The following is a 23,350-nucleotide window of genomic DNA, read 5'->3' on the forward strand; positions in this document are numbered from 1 at the left end:
ATTGAATTACGCCGATTTTCGGGTATCGAACACACGCTGAGCCTTACCTTCGGAGCGAGGTAAACTTCCCTCACATAAAATCTCGACTTTTACTGAAATTCCCACCATGGTTTTGATCCGGTTTTGCAATTGTACGCACAGTTGGGGCGCCAGCGCGTCACTAAGCTCACTTCGCATTTCAGCACGAATATGCAAGGTATCCAAGTGACCATGTTTACAAATCTGGATCTGATAATTTGGCACCAATTGCGGAATATGTAAAATCTGTTCCTCAATTTGTGATGGAAACACATTTACACCACGAATAATCATCATATCGTCACTGCGCCCAATAATTTTATCCATTCGGCGCATTGTGCGTGCTGTACCGGGTAAAAGACGGGTCAAATCACGCGTACTGTAACGAATCAACGGCATTCCCTCTTTGGTAATCGTGGTAAAAACCAGCTCACCTAATTCGCCATCCGGCAAAACCTCACCTGTTTCTGGATGTATAATTTCCGGATAAAAATGATCTTCCCAAATGGTTGGTCCATCTTTACTTTCCAGACATTCCATTGCCACACCAGGACCCATCACCTCAGACAATCCGTAGATATCGAGTGCATCAATACCCAAGCGCTGTTCGATTTCATGGCGCATTTCATTGGTCCACGGCTCTGCTCCAAATATGCCCGTCTTGATTGAGCACGCTCTGGCATTGCCCATTTGCTTTTCAAGCCCTTCAATAATATTCAGGCAATAAGATGGCGTCACCATAAGTGCAGTTGGTTTAAAATCTTGAATCAATTGTACCTGACGTTCGGTTTGACCTCCCGACATCGGGATGACGGTAGCGCCTAAACGCTCAGCACCATAATGGGCACCTAGCCCACCTGTAAACAGGCCATAGCCGTAGGAAACCTGTATCACATCCTTTGCAGTCAATCCGGCAGCGCGCAAAGAACGTGCCACGACATCTGCCCATAAATGAATATCTTGCTGGGTGTAACCAACCACAGTGGGTTGCCCCGTTGTACCTGAAGAGGCATGCACACGCACAATTTGTTCTTGTGGCACCGCAAACATTCCAAACGGATAATTGTCACGCAGATCTTTTTTTGTAGTAAATGGAAATTTTGCTAAATCTTCCAGTTGTTTAAAATCGTCGGGATGTACACCTGCTTCATCAAACTTTTTTTGGTACGCTGGACTGTTTTGGTAGGCGTGACGCAATGTTTTTTGCATACGCTCAAACTGTACACTGCGCAATTCATCGATTGAGGCTGTTTCAATCGCATCTAATGCATTCTTATTCACCGTCTGGCTCCTCAGTCATCCTGACTGCTATTTATCTCGATCATGCGAGTTGTTGTCATCAATTCAATCGTCATTGGTATTAGGTTATAGCCAAAAACATAAGCACAAACCGAAACTCGTACATTTTGATTCAGACCATTTCATCGTTATGGAATGTCATTTGGGCTACAGTATCGTGTTTTTCATTCATTGTTGCATGTGCAAAGCTTTACAATTTACTAGCAGCCAGAATACTGCGGCACACGTTTTTGCATAAACGCCTGCACGCCCTCGCGGTAATCATTTGAGCGACCTGCAAGGCGTTGATAATCACGCTCCAAAAGTAGCTGTGTTTCTAGTGGGTTATGCGCCGAGGCATGGATTGCTTTTTTAATCAGCGACAAACCATACGTCGGTTGCTTGGCCAAATGCTCAGCCAGATCTGTGGTGGTCTGCTGTAATTGATCATCGGGTACGACCTGCCAGATCATGCCGAGCTCAAGCGCACGTTGTGCCGTCACTTTATCGCCCAGCATTGCCAGTCCCATGGCTTGTGCTCGACCAACCAAACGAGGTAAAAACCATGTGCCACCTGAGTCCGGTACCAGTCCCAAGCGACAAAATGCTTGTATAAAGGTGGCAGATTCAGCCGCAACCACAATATCACATGCCAACGCGATATTGGCACCTGCACCCGCAGCCACACCATTTACCGCACAAATCACTGGTTTTGGCATTTCGGTAATGCACTGAATCAACGGGTTGTAATATTTTTCAATCGATAAACCTAGATCGGGCGCATCGACATCTGGATCGACTACGCGATCATTGAGGTCTTGTCCAGCACAAAATCCTCGGCCAGATCCTGTGATTACCACGGCGCGAATCTGAGGATTAGTGGTCCATTGCTGCATCACTTTTGATACTTCATGATGCATGATTTCGTTAAAGCTGTTGAGTTGCTGTGGTCGGTTTAAGGTGAGATAACCCACCGCATTGTGTTCTTGCACAATTATGGTTTGAAATTCCATTTTATTCTCCAATTTTCTGATTCTTGTTTCATCCGGTCTTTTATTCAGGGCATCAGGCATGCTTTTAAGCTGGTCTGGGCGATTTATTCATCAAAACTCATTCTGACATTTGCGCTGATTGGCCGTGCCTGACAGCTCAATACATACCCTTTTGCAATTTCCTCTGGTTCCAGACTGTAGTTAAGTGTCATTTCCACCTCACCGCTGAGCACCTTGCATTTGCAGGTTGCACATACGCCGCCTTTGCACGCATAAGGCAAATCGGCTCCAGCACGCAAAGCTGCATCTAAAATACTGTCATCTTCTTTGCTCACCTCAATTAGTAGCTCACGACCATCTAATATAATATTGACGGTTTCTTCGCTGCGCTGTTCGATCTGCTCACGAGACGAAGACGCGGATGTGCCCGTATTAAAGCGTTCAGTATGAATTTTTTCTGACGCGATACCCAGTTGAGGCAAATAGGTCTCAATCGCATCGAGCATACTTTCAGGGCCACAGGCAAAACAGTGATCGGCATCGCGTGGAATCAATCCGGCAGTGGCCAATTGCTGTAGCTTAACAGCATCGATACGACCATTAAAAATCTCGCTGTCATTGAACTCTCTTGAGAATACATTGATCAGTTGCATACGACCTTTAAATGTATCTTTCAAATCCATAATTTGCTCTGAAAACATGGTCTGTTTCCAAGATCGATTGCCATAAATCAAGGTGACAAACGCATCAGGTTGATGCTTCAACACCGATTTGATAATAGATAAAATTGGTGTGATTCCACTACCAGCCGCGATGCATAAAAAGTGACGACCACCCGCTTTTGCGGCTTTTTGATAAAAAATGCCTTGTGGTGGCATCACATCGAGTATATCCCCAACATGCAAATGTTCATTGGCCCAAGTCGAGAATTGCCCCTGATCAATTTTTTTGATGGCAATACTCAAATCTTCATCATGATCGCTGCAAATCGAATAACAACGGCGTAGTTCACCTTGCTCGCTTTGATGGCGAATCGTTAAATGCTGACCCGGCATATAATCAAATGCGTGCTTTTGATCATCTTGCAAATCAAAGGAAATACAAATCGATTGCTCGGTTAGATACTGTATTGCTTTAATGGTGAGCGGAATAAACGGGTTCATATCAAAATTCCTTTTTAGCGTGACGCTATTTTTATTGTTTGTTTAAGCGTCAGATACATTTAAAGTAATCAAAAGGCTCGAGGCAGCTTTGACATTTGTATAACGCTTTACATGCGGTTGAACCAAATTCACTGACTAATCTGGTGTGACGGCTATGGCAATGTGGACACTCGATGCCATCTTGCAAAGCGACATGCGTGCCACACTGGTTAGCATCACCTTGTGGCGGTGCAATGCCGTAAGCTCTAAGCTTGCGCTTGCCTGTATCTGTCATCCAATCTGTCGTCCATGCTTGACTCAGATCGATCACCACCTGCGCTGGTGATAAACCCTGCTGCTCAAATGCCGATAATATCTCAGCCTTGAGTAAATCCATTGCTGGGCAACCACTATAGGTTGGCGTGAGCTTGATGATAATCTCGTCTTGATTATTGATTTCAACGCCCCGGATCATGCCTAAATCGGTAATTGAAAGCACTGGAATCTCTGGATCTGAAATCTGCGACAATATGTCCCAGCAAGTATCGTTGAGTAATCGAATCTCTTTCACGTCACACCTCCTGTATATGGCTGTTTTACCACACCATATTTGGATAACTACGCTGCATATATTGCATTTCTGCCAGTACATAACCCAGATGCTCGGTATGCAAGCCCTGCTTGGCTCCACGACGATACGCACCCAATTCAGGTATTTGTAAGCCCAAACGTGTAAGCTCTTCGGTTACGCGTGTTTGCCAGATATGTTTTAGCGGTGCAAGATCTGGAATGATTTCTGCCTCGACCAGTGAATGTTCTTCTGGGGTCAGATCAAAAAGCTCATCGGTAAAGCGCCAAAGCTGTGCGAGTCCAAGTTGGATTTTCTCATGTGCAGTTGTTGTACCCAGACTCAAGCGCTCCATCCATGTGCTTGAAAAACGCAGATGATAATTCACCTCTTTGAGTGACTTGACTGCAAATGCTGCAAGCCCTTCATGCTTACTCTCACTTAAGGCACGAAAAAGCAGTGCATGATAATGATCCATCAACCATTGTCTGACGATAGTTTGCCCAAAATTGCCATTCGGTTGCTCGGTCAGCAATAAGTTGCGATATTCTCGCTCATGACGAAAATAAGCCAGACGGTCTTCATCGCGTCCTTGTCCTTCAATTTCTCCCGCCAGACTCAATACAGTACGTGCCTGACCCAATAAATCTAGACCAATATTGGCAAGTGCAATATCGAGCTCTAGTTCGGGTGCATGACCACACCACTCAGACAAGCGATGAGATAAAATTAAATGACTGTCGCCAATGTGCAGCAAAAACTGTGAAAATACTGAAGTGTTCATTAGTAGTCTCCGCATTACATGTGCTCAATACCATCGGGAATCGTATAGAAAGTCGGATGACGGTAGACTTTGTCTTGCGACGGTTCAAAAAATTCTGGCTTCTCTTCAGGTTGAGATGAACGAATTAACTCAGACTTCACCACCCAAATACTCGTTCCTTCATTACGCCGCGTATAAACATCACGTGCATTTTGAAGCGCCACTTCGTCATCAGGTGCGCGTAAACTGCCAACATGCCGGTGACTTAAACCTTGTTTGCTGCGAATAAACACTTCATACAATGACCAGTTATTTTTATATTCCATGATTGTTATTCCTTGTTTTCCTATTGGTGCTTTCGCTCAGTTATGCAACTTTAGCAGTTTGTTTTTGTGCATAAACCGCTGCAGACTCTCGTACCCACTGGCCGTCTTCCCATGCTTTACGGCGTGCTGCTAGACGCTCCTGATTACAAGGTCCTTTTCCTGCGATCACTGCATTAAATTCATTCCAATTAATTTCGCCAAACTCATAATGCTGAGTGCTTTCATTCCACTGTAATTTCGAATCCGGAACAGTCAGACCAAGCTGATGAACCTGCGGTACGGTGTTATCGACAAATTTTTGTCGTAACTCGTCGTTACTAAAGAGTTTAATTTTCCAGAACATGCTCTGAGCACTATTGGGCGAGTTGTCGTCGCTTGGGCCAAACATCATCAAGGCTGGCCACCAGAAACGATTAACCGCATCTTGTGCCATTTGTTTTTGTTCTTCAGTACCATTTGCCAGTTGCATCATGGCTTCAAAGCCTTGGCGCTGATGAAAGCTTTCTTCTTTACAAATGCGAACCATGGCACGTGCATAAGGCCCGTACGAGGTTCTACATAGCGCGACCTGATTGACAATTGCTGCACCATCGACAAGCCAGCCAATGGCTGCCACATCTGCCCAAGTCAGCGTCGGATAGTTAAAAATTGAAGAATATTTCATTTTCCCATCGATCAGCTTTTGCATCATGTCATCACGATCTGCACCGAGTGTTTCGGCCGCACTGTATAAGTAAAGCCCATGACCAGCTTCATCTTGAACTTTCGCCAGCAACACCGCTTTACGTTTGAGCGTGGGTGCCCGTGTGATCCAGTTCCCTTCTGGCAACATACCCACCACCTCAGAGTGACCATGCTGACCAATCTGACGAATCAAGGTTTTGCGATATGCGTCGGGCATCCAGTCTTTGGGCTCAATAAAAGAGTCTTGTTTTATGCACTGATCAAACCGTTCCTGTTGTGTGCTCATGATTCACTTACTCGTCAAAAGTATCCATACACCTAAGTTAATTTGATACAAAATAAAAATCAATATTAATTTTTAGTATCATTTATTTTTTAAAATGAAACTTGATCAAGATTTTGTTTTATATTAATTTTATTTTTTAAATATTTTTACAACAGCGAATTTTAATTGACTTTTATATAGCTCTATTAGAAATTAAGTAACGCAATAATTAAAAAATGAATGAAAACGTATCATAAATGGAGTTTAACTATGTACCTGGTTGATTCAGACGCGCATGTTTCTGCACATTCAGAGCCAAATGTATCACTTGCGCCCGCATTAAGTTCATTGGTGTGTGGTGAATCCTACACCTCAGATACCAATACTCGCACAGTGCATCATGCTATTACCGGTGCTGCTATTTATCGGGTGAGTAGTGATGGTCTAAATGTTCAAGCTGTAGTGGATTATGCAAAACAACATGGTGCAGTACTTGCGAAATGGACATTTCATCAACGTGCGAATGCGCTTAAAAAGGTGGCGCAATATTTACTTGATCGTAAAGAACACTATTACACATTGGCACAAGCCACGGGATGTACCCGTAAAGATGCTTGGATTGATATCGAAGGCGGTATCGGTACACTTTTTGCGTATTCTAGCCTCGTTCGACGCGAGCTAAGCGATGCTACAACATTGGTCGAAGATGCGTGGATTCCACTATCAAAAAAAGGCAACTTTGGTGCTAAACATATTTTGCATCCCAAAGCTGGCGTTGCGCTACACATCAATGCGTTTAACTTTCCTATCTGGGGGATGTTAGAAAAAATTGCCCCAACGTTACTGGCAGGTGTACCTTGTATTGTGAAACCCGCCACAGAAGGTGCCGCTTTAACCCATGCGGTTGTACAGGATATCTTGGCGAGCGGATACTTACCCGATGGTGCTTTACAACTCATTTGCGGGCAGATCCATGACTTACTTGATCATTTAAATGCTCAAGATACCGTTACATTTACGGGTTCTGCACAAACCGGGCAGCAGCTCAGAGCGCTTCCACATTTAAATCGTCATTCAATTCCTTTTAGCATGGAAGCCGATTCAATCAATAGCGCCATCTTGACTGAAGATTGTAGTGAAGCCACTATTGCACTTTTTGTACAGCAAGTGGTCAATGAAATGACCAGTAAAGCAGGCCAGAAATGTACCGCCATCCGACGTGCTTTTGTACCTAAAGCCGCGCTAGAGACAGTTCAACAGCAGCTCATCGAGCAACTAAAAAAGGTTGTGGTTGGAGACCCTAGTCGAGCAGAGGTTACCATGGGCGCTTTGGCCAGCAAAAAACAGCAGCAAGACGTTGCAGCTCGTGTTGAAGTATTGGCTCAAGAAGCGCAAATTGTGTTTGGAAGTCACTTGCGTAATGATTGTCTAATTCATGCCGAAGACGCCACATTAGGTGCCTTTTACCCACCAACACTACTACTGTGCAATCATCCTGTTCAAGCCACATCCATACATGAAACAGAGGCATTTGGCCCCGTATGTACGCTCATGCCGTACGATGATCTGGAGCAATTGGCAGTACTGGTTGCCAAAGGTGCAGGTAGCTTAGTCGCGTCAGTGGTACGTGAAAGTCATCAAAATATTGAAGCACTGATTGCAAAAATTGCGCCATGGCATGGCAGAATTCATATTTTAGATCAGGAAAGTGCTAAAGAAAGTACTGGTCATGGCTCTCCATTGCCTCAATTGGTACATGGCGGTCCGGGGCGTGCGGGTGGAGGTGAAGAACTGGGTGGCCTACGTGCGGTGAAACACTATATGCAACGTACAGCCATACAAGGATCGCCAAATGCACTCACCCAACTGGGGCAAAGCTGGACAGCAGGCGCCCACATTGTGGAAGATCGCGTTCATCCGTTCCGGAAAACATTTGATGAGCTAGAAATAGGTGAGCGTTTAAAAACTGCACGCCGTACCGTGACTGAAGCCGATATTGTCAATTTTGCTTGCTTAAGTGGCGATCATTTTTATGCGCATATGGATCAAATTGCAGCCAAAGACTCGTTGTTTGGTGAGCGCGTGGCACATGGCTACTTTATTGTCTCCGCTGCTGCAGGGTTATTTGTCGATGCAGCTCCCGGGCCAGTAATTGCCAATTACGGTATGGACAATTTACGTTTTGTTGAGCCTGTAAAAATTGGTGATACCATTCAAGTTGAGTTGACCTGTAAACAAAAAACCCCAAAAACACTCAACGATCCAACGCAAAAACCGCACGGTGTGGTGGTCTGGGACATTAAAGTAAAAAATCAACGCGAAGAGCTGGTGGCAACCTATGATATTTTAACGCTGGTTGAACGTGCAGCTTAAATAAAAGACTGGTCTGCAACACTGAGGTGCAGATCAGCTGATAATATCCATGAAAAAAGAGTTCGAAATGAACTCTTTTTTTGTTTGCTATAGTTATGAATGCGTTTGAGCTTCAGCCGCCAAGATGTCTTTTTTACGGTATTTAAGCTGATACACCACTGCCAGCACGATCAACCAGATAGGGACCAGCATTACGGCAAGTCGCATATCTGGCGTGATACTCATAATGATCAGGATACCAAAAATAAAGGCAATCGTTAAATAGTTACTCCATGGACTCATGATGCTTTGAAACGTCGTTTGATGATGTCGTTGCTGCATCGCTTTTCGAAATTTCAGATGTGTCCAAGAAATCATGAGCCAGTTGACCACTAGCGCTGCGACCACCAGCATCATCAAAAATTGAAAGGCTTTGCCTGGCATTAAGTAATTAATTAATACGCAAAGCGCTGTAATAGACGCTGAAACACCAGCAGCATATACCGGAATACCACGATGATTCACTCGTTGTAGTACTCGTGGCGCATTACCTTGCATGGCCAAACCGTGCAGCATTCGACTGTTACAGTAAATACAACTGTTATATACCGAGATTGCAGCCACCAACACCACAAAATTTAAAACATTGGCGACACCGTGGCTGTTTAGCGACTGAAAAATCAAAACAAAAGGACTACCGCCTTGAGCCAACTGATTCCATGGAAATAAGCACAGCAAAACTCCGATCGCACCAATATAAAAAATCAGAATACGATACACAATTTGATTGACCGCTTTAGGAATAGTCTTGGATGGATTTTTGGTTTCCGCCGCCGTAATACCAATCAGCTCTAATCCACCAAAGGCAAACATGATAATGGCCAAGGACATGATAAAGCCTTGGATACCATTTGGAAAAAAGCCACCAAATTGCCAGAGATTGGCCACGCTGGCCTGAGGTCCAGCATCGCCTGATATCAACAAATATAAACCGAAGAAGATCATGCTTAAAATCGCAATAATCTTGATACAGGAAAATAAAAACTCAGATTCACCAAAAAAACGTACATTGATGAGGTTTATGGCATTAATGGCAATAAAGAAAAAAAGCGCAGTGATCCATGTGGGTAATTCGGGCAACCAAAACTGTATGAAGGTACCAATTGCACTCAGTTCGGCCATACTGACCAACACGTATAACACCCAGTAATTCCAGCCAGACATAAAACCGGCCATTGGACCCCAGTATTTGTTGGCAAAATAGCTAAAAGACCCACTGACCGGTTCCTCGACAACCATTTCACCCAAGTGTCGCATAATCAGAAATGCAATGATGCCTGCAATTGCATAACCCAGTAAAACCGATGGCCCTGCCAACTTAATGGTTTGTGAAATACCTAAAAATAGCCCTGTCCCTACGGCTCCTCCTAGAGCAATTAACTGAATATGCCGATTCGATAATCCTTGTTTTAACTCGTTCGTTTGTTGTGCTTCCATTACTGCGCTCCATGGTTCAATTTGCACACTCCTGTGCGTTCCTTTGAATCTTTTACGATGTGAATTTAAATAATAAAGTTCTTATGAATATCCCTTAAATGCTTGATCTCAATAAAAAAGACACTGTGGTGATTGGTTATCGCACAGTGTCCTGATAGTCTTTTATTTATAGGTGCCGACCGGGCTGAGTATATCGGCGGTCTTTGGTTTGAGTTGTTGATAGCTATAATGACCATAATCGTATTGCGCCACTACATCGGCAAATTTGGTCAGGCTGGCTGGTGCATCCATTACAGGAAGTTTAAGCTCAATCAGCGCCAACGTTTGACTCGACTCAAGCTGATCCAGTACTGTATGTAACTGTCCTACTCTCTCGACGATATGTGTGCTGTAGGCATCTGCTCCATTAAACACCCGCATTACTTCGGTATAGTTCCAGTTTTGGATATCGTTATACGATGATTTTTCGCCAAGAATTAAACGCTCAATGGTATACCCCCCGTTATTTAAAACAAAAATAATCGGTTTGAGTTTTTGACGTATTATTGTGGAAAGCTCTTGTACGGTTAACTGGATAGAACCATCACCAATAAATAAAATATGGCGGCGTTTTGGCTGGGCTAGCATACTGCCCAGTAACGCAGGTAATGTATAGCCGATTGATCCCCAGATTGGCTGCGCAATATAATCAGCAGTCGCGGGTAAACAAATACCAGAAATAGAGGAATTGGAAGTGCCAACCTCTCCTATAATCACATCATTGGCTTTGAAAAAGCCTGACATCGCACGCCATAGCGCAGCTTGAGTCAGCGAATCTTGTTCTGAATATTCTGGCGCTTGAACTGAGGGAGCTGAACAACTCTTTGGTTCACGTTCACGGGTTTTTAAGCGCTGTAATAATGCAGTTAAAAATTCAGCGATTTCAATTCCGGCAAAGTTACGATCATAAATCGTCAGATCGTATTGTTTTAAATCAATGTAGCGATCTTTGCGAATCTGATGTGAAAAAAAGCCAGTCCCAACATCGCTAAAACGCGCACCAACTCCAATCAGGCAGTCGGACTGCTCAATAATCTCTTTAGTTTTTGGTTGGCTTGCACTTCCAGCATAAATTCCTGCATACAAATCTGATGACTCATCAATTACATTTTTTGCGGTACAAAGACACGCGTAAGGAATATTGTATTTTTCCGCAATTTGAGCCAAAACTTTACCTAAACCATACACCTTGGCGGTTTGATCGATCAGAAATGCTGGACGTTTGGCCGAATAAAGCTCAGCACAAAACTCATTTAATGCCAGTTCTAAAAGTTGCGGATCACTTTTTGGAATACGTTTATCGAGTGGCTTTGCATCAACATCAATTTTGATATGAGTGATATCGGAAGGTAACTGAATATAGACTGGACGGCGCGAGATCAAACACTGCTTGAGCACACGATCAATTTCAAAAGCTGCATTTTCTGGAGTAAGACGGGTTTGTGCAACAGTAAACTCTTTCATGCAATTCATAATATTGTCGTAATTACCATCAACCAAGGTGTGATGAATTAACTCCCCTCGATTGACTGCATGCAGAGGCGGAATGCCTGAAATCAAGATCACAGGGACATTTTCAGCATAAGCACCAGCAATGCCATTGATTGCACTTAAATCACCCACACCATAAGTGGTCACAAGAGCAGCCACACCATTACTACGCGCGTAACCATCTGCCGCATAGGCGGCATTTAGCTCATTACAGTTTCCAATAAATTCTAGCGATGTATCTTCTTCGATTTGTTCTAGATACGACAGGTTGAAATCTCCGGGTAATCCGAATATATGATCTATTCCTAACTCGCTTAAACGTTGATTTAAAAATTGTCCAATCTCGATAAACATTGTTCTTCTCCTTGATACTATTTTTTCGTCTCTATAAAAATAATAGGTGATCGGCTCACTGATCTTCATGCATAATGGATACTAATTTTTATAAAAACGCACATTTTGTGTATCAAAAAAGGATTTGATGCAATGGATAAATTTGATTGGAAAATCATCAGTGCTTTACAGAAAAATGGACGGTTAACAAATCAGGAGATTGGTGATCTGATCGGGTTATCGGCATCGCAGTGCTCACGTCGCCGGCAAATACTTGAACAAAAAGGGATTATTTTAGGCTATACCGCGCGTATCGATCAGCAAGCTGTGGGGCTAAAAGTCACAGCGATGGTGCATATCAATTTGAGAATTCATGAAGCCAAATCTCAAATCACTTTTCTCGAGATGATCGAACATGAAGAAAAAATTCATGATTCTTTTTCTATCAGCGGTGATGCCGATTATATTTTAAAAGTCGTGGCAGAAAATCTTGAAGATCTTTCTAATTTTGTGACCGAACGACTCCTGACTTGTGAAGCAATCGGGCATATCAAAACTTATATCGTGCTAAAAAAAGTGAAGGAACAAAATCAATATTTAGGAAAAAATAAACGTCAGACTAGTCCACTGGCAGTTTAAGTCAATGTGTTAAAATCTTGCGTTGAAGATCATGTGCTAAAAATCTTGCGCTGCAAAGATTGGCGTAAAAAAACCCAGTCTAAACTGGGTTTTTTGATACGCATCGATTAATCAATTGCTGGAACATATGTACCTGAAGCAATTGCATCTTTAATGCGATCTGCTTCTTGCAATACAAATGACAAAAGATTTTGAACGTTTTCGAGTGTCGCAACCGGGCTTAACGTAGTCATTTTGAGCGACTGCACCTGACCCACTTTGGTCACACCAATATTGGCATCACCACGCGCAAACAATTCATCTGCAACGTTTTGGTTCAGGGTATCAAGCAACTCAACCGGATAACCTTGCGGTACAACACGGAACAGTACAGATGCAAATTGTGGCTCAACCAACAACTCTAGGCCGTCAGTTGCCTTGATATAATCTGCCACTTCACGCGTCAGTTTTACACCATGATCAATCATAGAGCCATAAAGTTCTTCACCAAGTGCCTCAATGGTCATCCAAAGCTTTAATGCATCGAAGCGACGCGTCGTTTGCAAAGACTTCGACACAAGGTTGGGTACACCATGCTCTTCATCATAAGCTGAGTTTAAATACTCCGCTTCATAATGCATAAAGCGATAGTTGGCTTCATCTTTGAGCAAGAATGCGCCACAGCTGATGCTTTGGAAATAATGCTTATGGAAATCGAGCGTGATTGAATCAGACAATTCAATTCCAGCCAACATCTCGCGATAGTCGTTCGACAAAATCAGTGCACCACCCCATGCCGCATCGATATGCATCCACGCGCCATATTTTGTGGTGATGTCACGGATTTCTTTCAGCGGATCAATTGCGCCGGCATCGGTTGTGCCTGCTGTTGCCACCACACACGCCACGATTTTGCCTTCGGCTTGCAAATGCGCCATGGTTTTTTCCAGCGCATCGACATCCATCTGAGCAAGTTCATTGACAGGCACCGTGACTACTGACTGAAAGCCCATACCCATCATCGCCATGTTCTTTTGCACAGAAAAATGTGCATTTTCAGAACAAATGACTTTGATGTTACGCATTGCTTCGGCAGGAATACCATCACGCTGAACAGACCACGGCTGACCATTTTCGTCTGTAAAGTTTTTAGCAATTGCCCAATCACGCGCCAGTAGCACACCCATCAGGTTCGATTGCGTGCCACCTGAGGTGAATACGCCAGCTTGACCTGATCCGTAGCCTACTTTTTTACGTAACCAATCAATCAACTGAACTTCCATCAATGAACCCGCTGGGCTTTGATCCCATGAGTCCATCGATTGGTTGGTTGCATTGATCAAGACTTCTGCAATCTGGCTGGTCACCATTGTTGGACAATGTAAATGTGCCAACGAATACGGATGGTGTACTTTCAAGCTTTTATTTAAGAAAAGCTCAACCATGCGTTCAAGAGACTGATGTAAACCCAATCCGTCTTTAGATGGATTAAAGGCAATTGCCGAACGCAATTCCTTGATACTTCCACCTGTATACATCTTGTCGTTTTGTAGCCATGCTGCAACAGCTTTTACAGCGTCGTCCATTGCTGACTGATAGTCAGCAATAGATGCAGCATCGTTACAGAGCAACGCTTTACGGTGTTCTGCAAAATCAACCATGGATTATTCGCCTCGAACTGCTTTGAGTGCATCCGCCAATGCTTTTTTGAAGCGTTCAATGACTTGAACACATTCATCTTGATTAATAATCAGCGGGCAAAGTAAACGGATCACAGTACCGTTGCGACCACCTTTTTCAAGCAGTAACTTATGGTTAAAACATGCAGTTTGAATCGCTGCGGCCAATTGTGCATCGGCAGGCAATGAACCCATATGATCTGCTGGTTTACGTTCGTCGACAATCTCGACACCCACCATCAAACCACGGCCACGCACGTTACCGATACATGGGAATTCTTGTGCCAGCTTTTTCAGCTCTGCTTGTAGAAATTCACCACGCTCATGTGCATTTTGAGCAAGCTTGTCATTTTTGATGGTATCTAAAACAACCAAGCCTGTACCCATTGCTAACTGGTTACCACGGAATGTTCCAGTGTGACCAGCAGGTTGCCATGCATCGAATTTGCGCTTGATACCGAGTACGGCAAGCGGTAAACCACCACCCACTGCTTTAGACATCACCACAACATCAGGCTCGATCCCTGCGTGTTCGAATGCAAACATTTTACCTGAACGGCCAAAGCCTGCTTGAACTTCATCTAAAATCAATACGATGTTATGACGCTCAGTCACTTCACGGATTTTTTGCAACCATTTTACTGGTGCAGTCACCACGCCGCCTTCACCTTGAATTGCTTCAAGAATGACAGCTGCAGGCTTGGTTACGCCGCTTTCAACATCTTCAATAAAGTTTTCGAAGTAGTAAGTGAGTGCATCGACACCCGCTTGACCACCTAAACCAAGTGGGCAACGATATTCATGCGGATACGGCATGAACTGCACGCCCGGCATTAAATTATTCACTGCATTTTTTGCACTTAAGTTACCAGTCATTGCAAGTGAACCATGGGTCATACCATGGTAGCCACCTGAAAAACTGATCACTGAACTGCGACCTGTATAGGTTTTCGCAAGTTTGATTGCTGCTTCAGTGGCATCTGCACCAGATGGACCACAGAACTGTAAGCAATATTCTTCTTTTCCACCTGGTAGAAAAGACAGCAATGCTTCAGTAAATGCATCTTTCAAAGGAGTTGTAAGATCCAAAGTATGCAATGGCAGACCACTTGCTAGCGTGTCTTGAATACTTTGAATAACAGCAGGGTGATTATGACCAAGAGCCAATGTCCCTGCCCCCGCTAAACAATCGAGGTATTGTGTACCTTCAACATCTGTAACCCAGCAACCTTGTGCACGCGCTATCGCAAGAGGTAACTTGCGCGGATAGCTACGAACATTTGATTCCATCTGACTTTGGCGAGTCAGGTAATATTCGTTGGTGGAATTGGTGGCAGGATTTACGGAATTAACGCTCATATCGGATTACCATCTCAGATAAGGGTTGAAAGAAATAAGTCTGGTGACTTGCGGTCCTTTGACTCGGTGCTTGTAGGATTCTAGTAAAACAGCGATTGCTTTTATGATACTAGGAGGGCGATGATACCCTTTTTTATATAAAAATAAAGACCTTTTGGCCTTTAATTTCATATAACTCGTCCAAAAAAAACGATCGTGTTTTTCCTTGCCTAAATTATCATCATACTATGTGACACCCTAAAGAAAACCCGCTTTTTTTTTCATCTAGAGTGTGATTTGTGTTTTTTTGAACTCTCGATATAAACCCTAACATTAAGCCTATGTATTTAAATAGAATTTATATCAATTAAAATTGCAAAATGATGCAAAGTATTACAAACTCACCACAAAAGCTTCTCAAAAAATATGAAACTAATTACTAAGATGTTTTCTAAGTAAAAAATAATTTTTACAACATACATTTTAAGGAATTTATATGCGTACTTTAGTACTCTCAGCCTTGCTTCTTACAGGAACAATTTCGGGTTATGTTTCAGCGGCTGAACCTGAGGCTTTAAACTATAATGTCATCAATATTCAGTCAGATGCATCACGCCAAGTTTCAAATGATCAAATGCATGCCGTGCTATTTATTGAACGTAGTAACAAACAGCCGGCAGCACTTTCTACGCAAATTACACAAGCCATGAATCAAGGCTTAGCGATTGCGCGTAAATATCCACAAGTTAAGGTAGAAACAGGCACACAAACCACGTATCCAGTTTACGATAACGACAGCAGTAAGTTTAAAGAATGGCGTGGGCGCGCCGAAATCCGTCTTGAAAGCAAAGACTTTAAGGCAACCAGTCAGCTGATTTCTGAACTACAGCAAAACTTTCAAACTGAATCGATCAACTTCACTGTTTCCGATGAACAACGTAAAAAAGTTGAAAATGAGCTGATGATTGAAGCATCGAAGGGCTTTCAACAACGTGCACAAATGGTGAGTCAGGCATGGAACAAATCAGGATATAACCTTGTTAGTCTTAATTTGAACACCAGTAATTACGTGCCACAACCGATGATGATGCGTGCAAGCTTAGCCAAATTTTCAAATGCGGAAGCCGCACCTGCTCAGGATGTGGCCGCTGGAGAGTCAAAAATTACCGTAAATGCCAATGGTTCAATTCAATTGAAATAATCACTGTAATTACTCTAAATCAAAAAAAGCATGCCAGATTGATCTGGCATGCTTTTTTTTACGAGTAAACCATTACTTTTTAAATGGAAACGCGTATTTCACGATACGTCCCAATACCTGACCATATTGTTTAAGCAGGCTAGCATTGTTGTAGTTGAGTCCATACTTTTTACATACAGCCTCGACTTTAGGTGCCATCTGACGATAACGACGTGCCGGAATATCTGGAAATAAGTGATGTTCAATCTGGTGGCTCAAGTGCCCAGTCAAAATATGAAACGCTTCTGAACCCGTCAAATTAGACGATCCACGAATCTGACGCATATACCAGTGACCACGGCTTTCGTCTTTCAGTACTGTTTTTGGAAATACTTCTACATCTTTAGTGAAGTGACCACAAAAAATAATACTAAAAGTCCAGACATTTCGCATACCGTTTGCCACCAGATTGCCTGTAAAGACTGGCAATGCCGCTGGGCCTGCAATCAATGGAAAAAACACATAGTCTTTAAACAATTGCTTGCCAATTTTCTTTTGTGTTGGTTTCCATTCTTCGACAAACTGTTTCCACGTTTTACGCTTATAAATGAGTTTACCAATTTCAAGATTTTGAATGGCCACGCCCCACTGAAACAACAGGCAGAACGGAATACTATAAATCGGTTGCAACAAAAAGCCGGGTTTCCAGCGTTGCTCTGGGAATAAACGCAATAAACCATAACCGATATCATCATCAATGCCTTTGATATTGGTGTATGTATGATGCTTAAAATTATGCGTCTGACGCCAGTTATCTGCTGTACCTACAGTGTCCCATTCATATGTCTGACCATTGAATTTCGGGTCATTCATCCAGTCGTATTGACCATGCATGACATTATGACCGAGTTCCATGTTTTCCATAATTTTAGAAAAGCCTAGCAAGCCTGTACCTAAAATCCATGCTGGTGGGAACCAGCCTGCAAATAAACAGGCACGCCCGAGCACACTGCTGTAACGAATCGCGGAATAGACGCGACGGATATAACGTGCGTCTTTTTCACCAATATCATCCAAAACATCTTGTTTAATTTGGTCAAGTTCTTTCGCAAATGCCTCTAGTTCAGCGGCAGTTAATTCTCTGTTTTTTGGATTTTTAAAAAATTCTAGTTTAACGGGTGCATTCATGGGAGTACTCACATTAAAGATCAATAACAAGATCAGATTTTGCCGAATTTACGCAAATTTTAAGCAAATTGTTTGGCTCAGCATTTTCGCTGGCATTGAGCAAGTTTTTGGTGGCGCCTGTGGCTTTTTGACACGCACATTTGTTGCAAATTCCCATACGGCAACCATAAGTTGGTTTCACATTCGCCTGTTCGAGCCCAGCCAGAATCGACTGACCTTTCGGAATAGCAACGGTCTTATTGGATTGAGTGAGCGTTACATTGATAAAGCCTGTTTCATTGGTATCAATGGCACTCATACTGAATGCTTCGCTCATAAATACCTGTGCATGACCAAACAAGTCTTCGGCTGTTGCTACAAATCCTGAAGGACCACATGCATAAACTGTCGATTGATCAAGATCATCAATTGCAGCAAGATGAGTCACATTTAAACGCGAATCATGCTCCTGATCTTGGGTATAAAATACATGAAATTTAAATAATGGATATTGTGCTGCCAATGCTTCAAATACATTTAAGAATGCAGCATCTTCGTGTCGCTTTACCCAGTACATCAAATCGACTGGCGTGTGCTGAAGCTGACTTTTGACCTGCATACCTTCAATCAAGCTCAACATTGGGGTAATACCGCTTCCCGCTGCAAGCATCACCACGCGTGACTGAGCAGGTATAAGCATGTCACCAAAAGGTTGGCCCAGCTCGATCACCTGCCCCACCTGGCTATCCTCGACCAACCAGCGGCTTACTATGCCATCAGCCACTTTTTTTACTGTCAGTACAAGGGTGTTGTCGCGCTCGGTCAAACTATAGTTACGCTCATAAAGACGGCCCTGCACCTTCACGCGAACAGGATGATGCTGTCCTGGCTGGCCAAGATTCACATGGCGGTTTGGCTCGAGTGTCAACGACACTGTATCAGCTGCAACGTTCTCTTTACGCACAATTTTTGCAAGAGCACGATGTGTAGACCAGATAGGATTGATTTTTTGAAGCCAGAAATCAGTCGCATGCGGGTCGAACACTGATTCGGTCAGTGAGCGTAAGAGTGTGTTTCTCTTGGAGATAGATTGCATGTTGATACTACTCGATGTGTCGCTTTTTTAATTATTATACACCTGTATATAAATTTGTATATACAGTTGTCCTTTTATTTACGTTTCAAATCGTAAGCTGCTGTGGTTATAATGAGATGAACTTACCAAACTCTTGCAAAATATGGCGTCAACTTCTCTTTCTCACGTGCTCGACAATCTTTCTCATAATCCCGAGATTTTTGAGAAAGCGCCAATTCGTACTGTGGGTCGTAAGGCAACCATCACTAAAGAAGAGTTATTTCAAGCCGCGCTGAACTTAATTGGCCCCGAAAAAAGTATATCGTCTTTAAGCTTAAGAGAAGTTGCACGCGAAGCTGGCATTGCACCCAATAGTTTTTATCGTCATTTTAGAGATATCGATGAACTGGCAATCGATTTGATTAATCGTGCCGGACTGGTGTTGCGCCAGATCATTCGTGAGTCACGCCTGCAAGCATCAAAGCAAAATAGTATTATCCGTAGCTCTGTTGAGGTGTTTATTCAGCAGCTCGATGCAGATGAAGGCAATTTAAGCTTGCTGCTTCGTGAAGCATATACTGGCTCAAAATCTTATAAAGAAGCAGTTGAGCGGCAGCTCAATTTTTTCCAGCAAGAACTGCAAGAAGACTTGATCCGTCTTGAACGGCTCAATCATAGCCGTTTGTCACACCCCGATCTTGTGTCACGTGCCATCACCCAACTGGTGTTTACCATGGGTGCCAAAGTGCTTGACTTACCAATCGATGAACGAACAGCAATGGCTGAACAAACCATGATTATGATTCGCATGATTTTAGAAGGTGCAAGACACCTCGATGAAGCCAAAATACGTTAAGTGTGATGTCACAGGATGTGACGCTTTATTTATCGAACTTATACAAAAACTTTAAAAATCAAAACATTTCAGCGCGTATTTATCCATTAACCTAATGAAGTGTTTTTCGTAATCGACTTTCGAGTCGGTTGATGCTTTATAACAAAAAGAGGTTTTTCATGGCTAAGTCAACAAGCAAAGTACTTAAAGTATATACCCGCAACAACCTAGATGCAGCGGTTAAAGAATCTACAGTAAAAATCTTGAACCAGATTCTGGCTAACCTGATCGACCTTTCTCTCATCACCAAACAAGCGCACTGGAACATGCGCGGCAGTAACTTTATTGCCGTTCACGAAATGCTTGATACATTCAGAACGTCACTCATTACCCATCTAGACAACGTTGCAGAACGTTCGGTACAGATTGGCGGTACCGCTTACGGAACCACACAAGCTGTTTCCCAAACGTCGCACCTTAAGGCGTATCCAGTTGAAATCCATGATGTACAAGATCACTTGAAAGAACTTGCAGATCGCTATGGCGTAGTGGCGAACCACCTACGTGATACCATCGAAGAAATCAAAGATCCAATTTCTGAAGACATCATTCATGCTGCGCTTGAAGATCTAGACCAATATTTATGGTTCCTCGAAGCCAACATTGAGCAAGATCAAACCACCTAATTTGGGTCGTATAAAAAATGGGAGCATCTGCTCCCATTTTTACTGTCTAACATTTTAGTTGATGCTTATGGTTTTACTACAACCATCACCTGAATCGCATTGGGTGTCAACGAAATCTCTTCGAGCAAACTAATTCCTTCTTTTTGCAGTTTGACCAGTCGATCAATTTCGTCTTGACGAATGCTCGGATTGAATTGCTGCAAGTAAGTCAAACGGTCAATTTCGTATTGCCATTTTTGGCTATAGTGCTGTTTGGCCTGCTCTTTGAGTTTTGGCAACTCTTCTTTGGCAGATCCAAGTGCCTGCGTATAACGCTCCTCAATCACATCACGACGTGCCTTAACAACCTGACGGCAGCTATTGCCATCGAGGTGATGCAAATACGGACGTAAAATAGCCGGATCAATTTTTTCAGACAAGTCTTGTCCTGTTTCACTCAACAGCACGCGCACCAATTGCTTTGGTAGGCTCGCTTGCAAGTTCAGTGATTTAGGAGCCACAACGTCTATTTTAAACCAGACTTCAAGCAAGATTGTTCCTTGCTTCAAGGCATTCGATTTAAGCAACGCCACATTGGTACTACCAAATGATTGCGTATTGATCATTTCCATGACGCTTTCGATAAACGGATGCTCAAGTGTCAGATACTGTGCATCTTCACGAATTTGCGCTTGGTCACGGTAAAAGGTTGCCGTCATGCCATCTTCGTCTAAGGTCAGACCTTGTACCTGCATCTGGTCGGTTGGTTTAATAATCACCGTACCGTTACTTTGTTCATCAAAATCGATATTGGTTGACGACATAAAACGCTTCATAAACATCGGGAGCGTGGTGTTGTCGTCGTAATCTTCGAGTGCCTGAACAATTTTTTGTGCCACAACAGGTCGACATGAGTTGTACTCAAGTAAACGATCTCGACCAGCTTGCAATTCATTTTCAAGCGCCTGACGCTGAACATTCACTTCTTCAAGCAAATCTTCAAACTTTTGCCCTAAATCTGCCAGCAAACACTCTTTTAAGTCCACAATGAAGTTTTCTTGTAAGGTTTGTGCCGTTGGCGAAATACTACTGAAAATATTGAGCGCTTCGTTGTACCAGCGGAACATGCGTTCTTGTGCTGTTCCAATCAAATAAGGAACATGAATCTGAATACGGTTTTCTTGTCCAATTCGATCTAAACGACCAATACGCTGCTCAAGTACATCTGGGTTGGCCGGTAAATCAAATAAAATCAAATCGCTGGCAAATTGGAAGTTACGACCTTCAGAACCAATTTCAGAGCAAAGTAAAATCTGGGCACCATAGCTTTCTTCAGCAAAATACGCTGCCGCCTGATCGCGCTCAAGCAAGCTCATTCCTTCATGGAACATTGCCGTGCGAATACCCGCATGTAAGCGCAATGCACTTTCTAGCGCTTCGACCACTGGGCCACTACGTGCAATCAGTAGTACTTTTTTGTGTTTTAAATCTTTTTTCAAGATCTCCATCAGCCATGGCACACGCGGATCGGTTTGCATCCATGCACCATCGAGCTGACCTTCTTCAGGCCACATTTGCTCACGTAATTTACCGTCGAGCGACCAATCGGCTGGTGCCTCCAATGCCGCAGGCTGGCAATCACGCCCTGGAAAGCCCTGAATTGCTTCACGGGTATTACGGAACAAAATACGTCCAGTTCCGTGGCGGTCGAGTAACTCATGAATGGCACGGTAGCGTTGCTCTGGAATATCGTCAATCCGATGTCCGAGCAAGCTTTCAATTGCACCAATATGCGCTTCAGCCAGTGGCTCATCCGACATCAATACCTCAGCCACTTTCGCGGTTTGTTGATACTGCTCTTCTTCGTCTAGGAAGCGGTCTAAGCTGCTAAAGCGCTGTGGATCTAATAAACGCAAACGTGCGAAGTGACTTTCCACACCCAATTGTTCAGGGGTTGCGGTGAGTAACAAGACACCCGGCGTTTGCTCTGCAAGCTCTTCAATCAGGTCGTAACGATCGTTACCCCCTTCTTCTTCGCTCCACATCAGATGATGTGCTTCATCGACCACCAACAAATCAAAACCAGCTTCAAGCGCCTGTTCTCTGAGGTCATCATGGTCAATCATCAAATCGACGCTGGCGATAATGCATTGCTCGGTCAAGAACGGATTAAGCTCTGGGTCGTGCTCTTTTATAGAAGCGGTACGGGTCAGATCAAACAATGAGAATTGCAAATTGAAACGGCGGCGCATTTCAATCATCCACTGATACTGCAATGAATCTGGCACCAAAATCAAGATACGCTCGGCACGACCAGTTTTTAACTGCTGATGGATAATCAAGCCTGCTTCAATGGTTTTACCGAGGCCGACTTCGTCTGCCAGTAATACGCGCGGCGCAAAACGTTGTCCCACTTCATGTGCAATATAAAGCTGATGCGGAATCAGCCCAACTCGCGCACCAATCAAACCACGCAATGGACTGCTGTGCATATGCGCTTGTAAACGCAACGCTTCAATACGCAGGTCATACCATTCTTTATAATCGATTTGGCTGGCCAGTAAACGATCGAGTGGTTTTGAAAGCTGAATGTGAGCACCAATACGGGTTTCGTTTAAGGCTTTACGTTCTGCTTCGCCATTTGCAAGGGTACGCATCACGTTATAGCGCAACACACCATTACGATCTTCGATCGATTCGACTTGCCACTTGGCGCCTTCTTGGTCTTGAACTTCATCATTTACATTGAAGACAATCCGAGATAAAGGAGCATTGTTGCGTGCATAGACACGCGTTTCATCACTTTTAGGAAATAATATGCTGATAGAGCGCTCATCAACATCAATTAAAACACCTAAGCCGAGTTCAGTTTCCGTGTCTGACAACCAACGTTGACCAATAGCAAACTGCTGCAATTTTTCCACCTTTATCTCAAGTTATCACTACATTTTACGCTGGCCATAAAAATGAATGGCAGTCGTTTTGTGTAGTCTTTACGCAATGTATTTTGACATAAAGCTCATCAAAAAAAATGAACTTTTAACG

General features: G+C 43.4%; 19 protein-coding genes. 5 read left to right on the top strand and 14 right to left on the bottom strand.

Going from position 1 to position 23,350, the window contains the following annotated elements:
* Positions 1-6 precede the first annotated feature (6 nt).
* The 7 genes from paaK to paaA form a co-directional block, all read right to left on the bottom strand.
* The gene (gene paaK / locus L2096_RS09120) at positions 7-1,299 is read right to left on the bottom strand and encodes a phenylacetate--CoA ligase PaaK (protein ID WP_250365263.1); all 1,293 of its coding nucleotides are present in this window, start codon (positions 1,297-1,299) and stop codon (positions 7-9) included.
* 218 nt (positions 1,300-1,517) lie between these two features.
* The gene (gene paaG, locus L2096_RS09125) at positions 1,518-2,309 is read right to left on the bottom strand and encodes a 2-(1,2-epoxy-1,2-dihydrophenyl)acetyl-CoA isomerase PaaG (RefSeq protein WP_151977312.1); all 792 of its coding nucleotides are present in this window, start codon (positions 2,307-2,309) and stop codon (positions 1,518-1,520) included.
* Positions 2,310-2,392: 83 nt separating this feature from the next.
* A complete protein-coding gene (locus L2096_RS09130; protein ID WP_250365264.1) occupies positions 2,393-3,451 on the bottom strand; it encodes a 2Fe-2S iron-sulfur cluster-binding protein in 1,059 nt (352 codons plus the stop codon).
* A 49-nt stretch (positions 3,452-3,500) separates the two neighbouring features.
* Positions 3,501-4,001: a 1,2-phenylacetyl-CoA epoxidase subunit PaaD gene (gene paaD / locus L2096_RS09135; RefSeq protein ID WP_250365265.1), complete on the bottom strand. Its 501-nt coding sequence runs from the start codon at positions 3,999-4,001 to the stop codon at positions 3,501-3,503.
* 25 nt (positions 4,002-4,026) lie between these two features.
* Complete coding sequence (paaC, locus tag L2096_RS09140) at positions 4,027-4,782, bottom strand: 1,2-phenylacetyl-CoA epoxidase subunit PaaC (protein WP_250365266.1); 756 nt, start codon at positions 4,780-4,782, stop codon at positions 4,027-4,029.
* Positions 4,783-4,796: 14 nt separating this feature from the next.
* Complete coding sequence (gene paaB, locus L2096_RS09145; protein WP_004936450.1) at positions 4,797-5,087, bottom strand: 1,2-phenylacetyl-CoA epoxidase subunit PaaB; 291 nt, start codon at positions 5,085-5,087, stop codon at positions 4,797-4,799.
* A gap of 40 nt (positions 5,088-5,127) precedes the next feature.
* Complete coding sequence (gene paaA / locus L2096_RS09150; RefSeq protein ID WP_250365267.1) at positions 5,128-6,057, bottom strand: 1,2-phenylacetyl-CoA epoxidase subunit PaaA; 930 nt, start codon at positions 6,055-6,057, stop codon at positions 5,128-5,130.
* 249 nt (positions 6,058-6,306) lie between these two features.
* Between paaA and paaZ the strand changes: the two genes are divergently transcribed.
* Positions 6,307-8,409, top strand: coding sequence for a phenylacetic acid degradation bifunctional protein PaaZ (paaZ, locus tag L2096_RS09155; RefSeq protein WP_250365268.1), 2,103 nt, complete (start codon positions 6,307-6,309; stop codon positions 8,407-8,409).
* Positions 8,410-8,502: 93 nt separating this feature from the next.
* Here paaZ and L2096_RS09160 read toward each other — a convergent pair whose 3' ends face one another.
* Complete coding sequence (locus tag L2096_RS09160) at positions 8,503-9,885, bottom strand: amino acid permease (protein WP_250365269.1); 1,383 nt, start codon at positions 9,883-9,885, stop codon at positions 8,503-8,505.
* A gap of 162 nt (positions 9,886-10,047) precedes the next feature.
* A complete protein-coding gene (locus L2096_RS09165; RefSeq protein WP_250365270.1) occupies positions 10,048-11,769 on the bottom strand; it encodes an alpha-keto acid decarboxylase family protein in 1,722 nt (573 codons plus the stop codon).
* Positions 11,770-11,901: 132 nt separating this feature from the next.
* On the opposite strand from L2096_RS09165, the gene L2096_RS09170 reads away from it, so the two are divergent.
* Positions 11,902-12,387, top strand: a complete 486-nt coding sequence (locus L2096_RS09170; protein ID WP_250365271.1) for an Lrp/AsnC family transcriptional regulator — start codon at positions 11,902-11,904, stop codon at positions 12,385-12,387.
* A gap of 107 nt (positions 12,388-12,494) precedes the next feature.
* Here the strand turns inward: L2096_RS09170 and L2096_RS09175 are convergent, their stop codons facing one another.
* Both L2096_RS09175 and L2096_RS09180 read right to left on the bottom strand, forming a co-directional pair.
* Positions 12,495-14,027, bottom strand: a complete 1,533-nt coding sequence (locus L2096_RS09175; RefSeq protein ID WP_004946409.1) for a pyridoxal phosphate-dependent decarboxylase family protein — start codon at positions 14,025-14,027, stop codon at positions 12,495-12,497.
* A gap of 3 nt (positions 14,028-14,030) precedes the next feature.
* Positions 14,031-15,404: a diaminobutyrate--2-oxoglutarate transaminase gene (locus L2096_RS09180; protein WP_218262147.1), complete on the bottom strand. Its 1,374-nt coding sequence runs from the start codon at positions 15,402-15,404 to the stop codon at positions 14,031-14,033.
* Between the two features lie 475 nt (positions 15,405-15,879).
* Between L2096_RS09180 and L2096_RS09185 the strand changes: the two genes are divergently transcribed.
* Complete coding sequence (locus L2096_RS09185) at positions 15,880-16,584, top strand: SIMPL domain-containing protein (RefSeq protein WP_048765093.1); 705 nt, start codon at positions 15,880-15,882, stop codon at positions 16,582-16,584.
* 72 nt (positions 16,585-16,656) lie between these two features.
* Here the strand turns inward: L2096_RS09185 and L2096_RS09190 are convergent, their stop codons facing one another.
* Together L2096_RS09190 and L2096_RS09195 are read right to left on the bottom strand one after the other, a co-directional pair.
* Positions 16,657-17,751, bottom strand: coding sequence for a fatty acid desaturase family protein (locus tag L2096_RS09190; RefSeq protein ID WP_004936426.1), 1,095 nt, complete (start codon positions 17,749-17,751; stop codon positions 16,657-16,659).
* Positions 17,752-17,764: 13 nt separating this feature from the next.
* Positions 17,765-18,826, bottom strand: a complete 1,062-nt coding sequence (locus L2096_RS09195) for a ferredoxin reductase (protein ID WP_004946394.1) — start codon at positions 18,824-18,826, stop codon at positions 17,765-17,767.
* A gap of 142 nt (positions 18,827-18,968) precedes the next feature.
* Between L2096_RS09195 and fabR the strand changes: the two genes are divergently transcribed.
* On the top strand, positions 18,969-19,661 hold the full coding sequence (gene fabR, locus L2096_RS09200; protein WP_250365272.1) for an HTH-type transcriptional repressor FabR: 693 nt from the start codon (positions 18,969-18,971) through the stop codon (positions 19,659-19,661).
* A gap of 158 nt (positions 19,662-19,819) precedes the next feature.
* Complete coding sequence (dps, locus tag L2096_RS09205) at positions 19,820-20,326, top strand: DNA starvation/stationary phase protection protein Dps (RefSeq protein ID WP_004936417.1); 507 nt, start codon at positions 19,820-19,822, stop codon at positions 20,324-20,326.
* A 65-nt stretch (positions 20,327-20,391) separates the two neighbouring features.
* On the opposite strand, the gene rapA is transcribed toward dps, so the two are convergent.
* Positions 20,392-23,229, bottom strand: coding sequence for an RNA polymerase-associated protein RapA (gene rapA, locus L2096_RS09210; protein WP_004936414.1), 2,838 nt, complete (start codon positions 23,227-23,229; stop codon positions 20,392-20,394).
* Between the last annotated feature and the right edge of the window lie 121 nt (positions 23,230-23,350).

Origin of the sequence: Acinetobacter sp. ACZLY 512 (assembly GCF_023614015.1) — a bacterium.
In the GTDB taxonomy this organism is placed as follows: domain Bacteria; phylum Pseudomonadota; class Gammaproteobacteria; order Pseudomonadales; family Moraxellaceae; genus Acinetobacter; species Acinetobacter soli.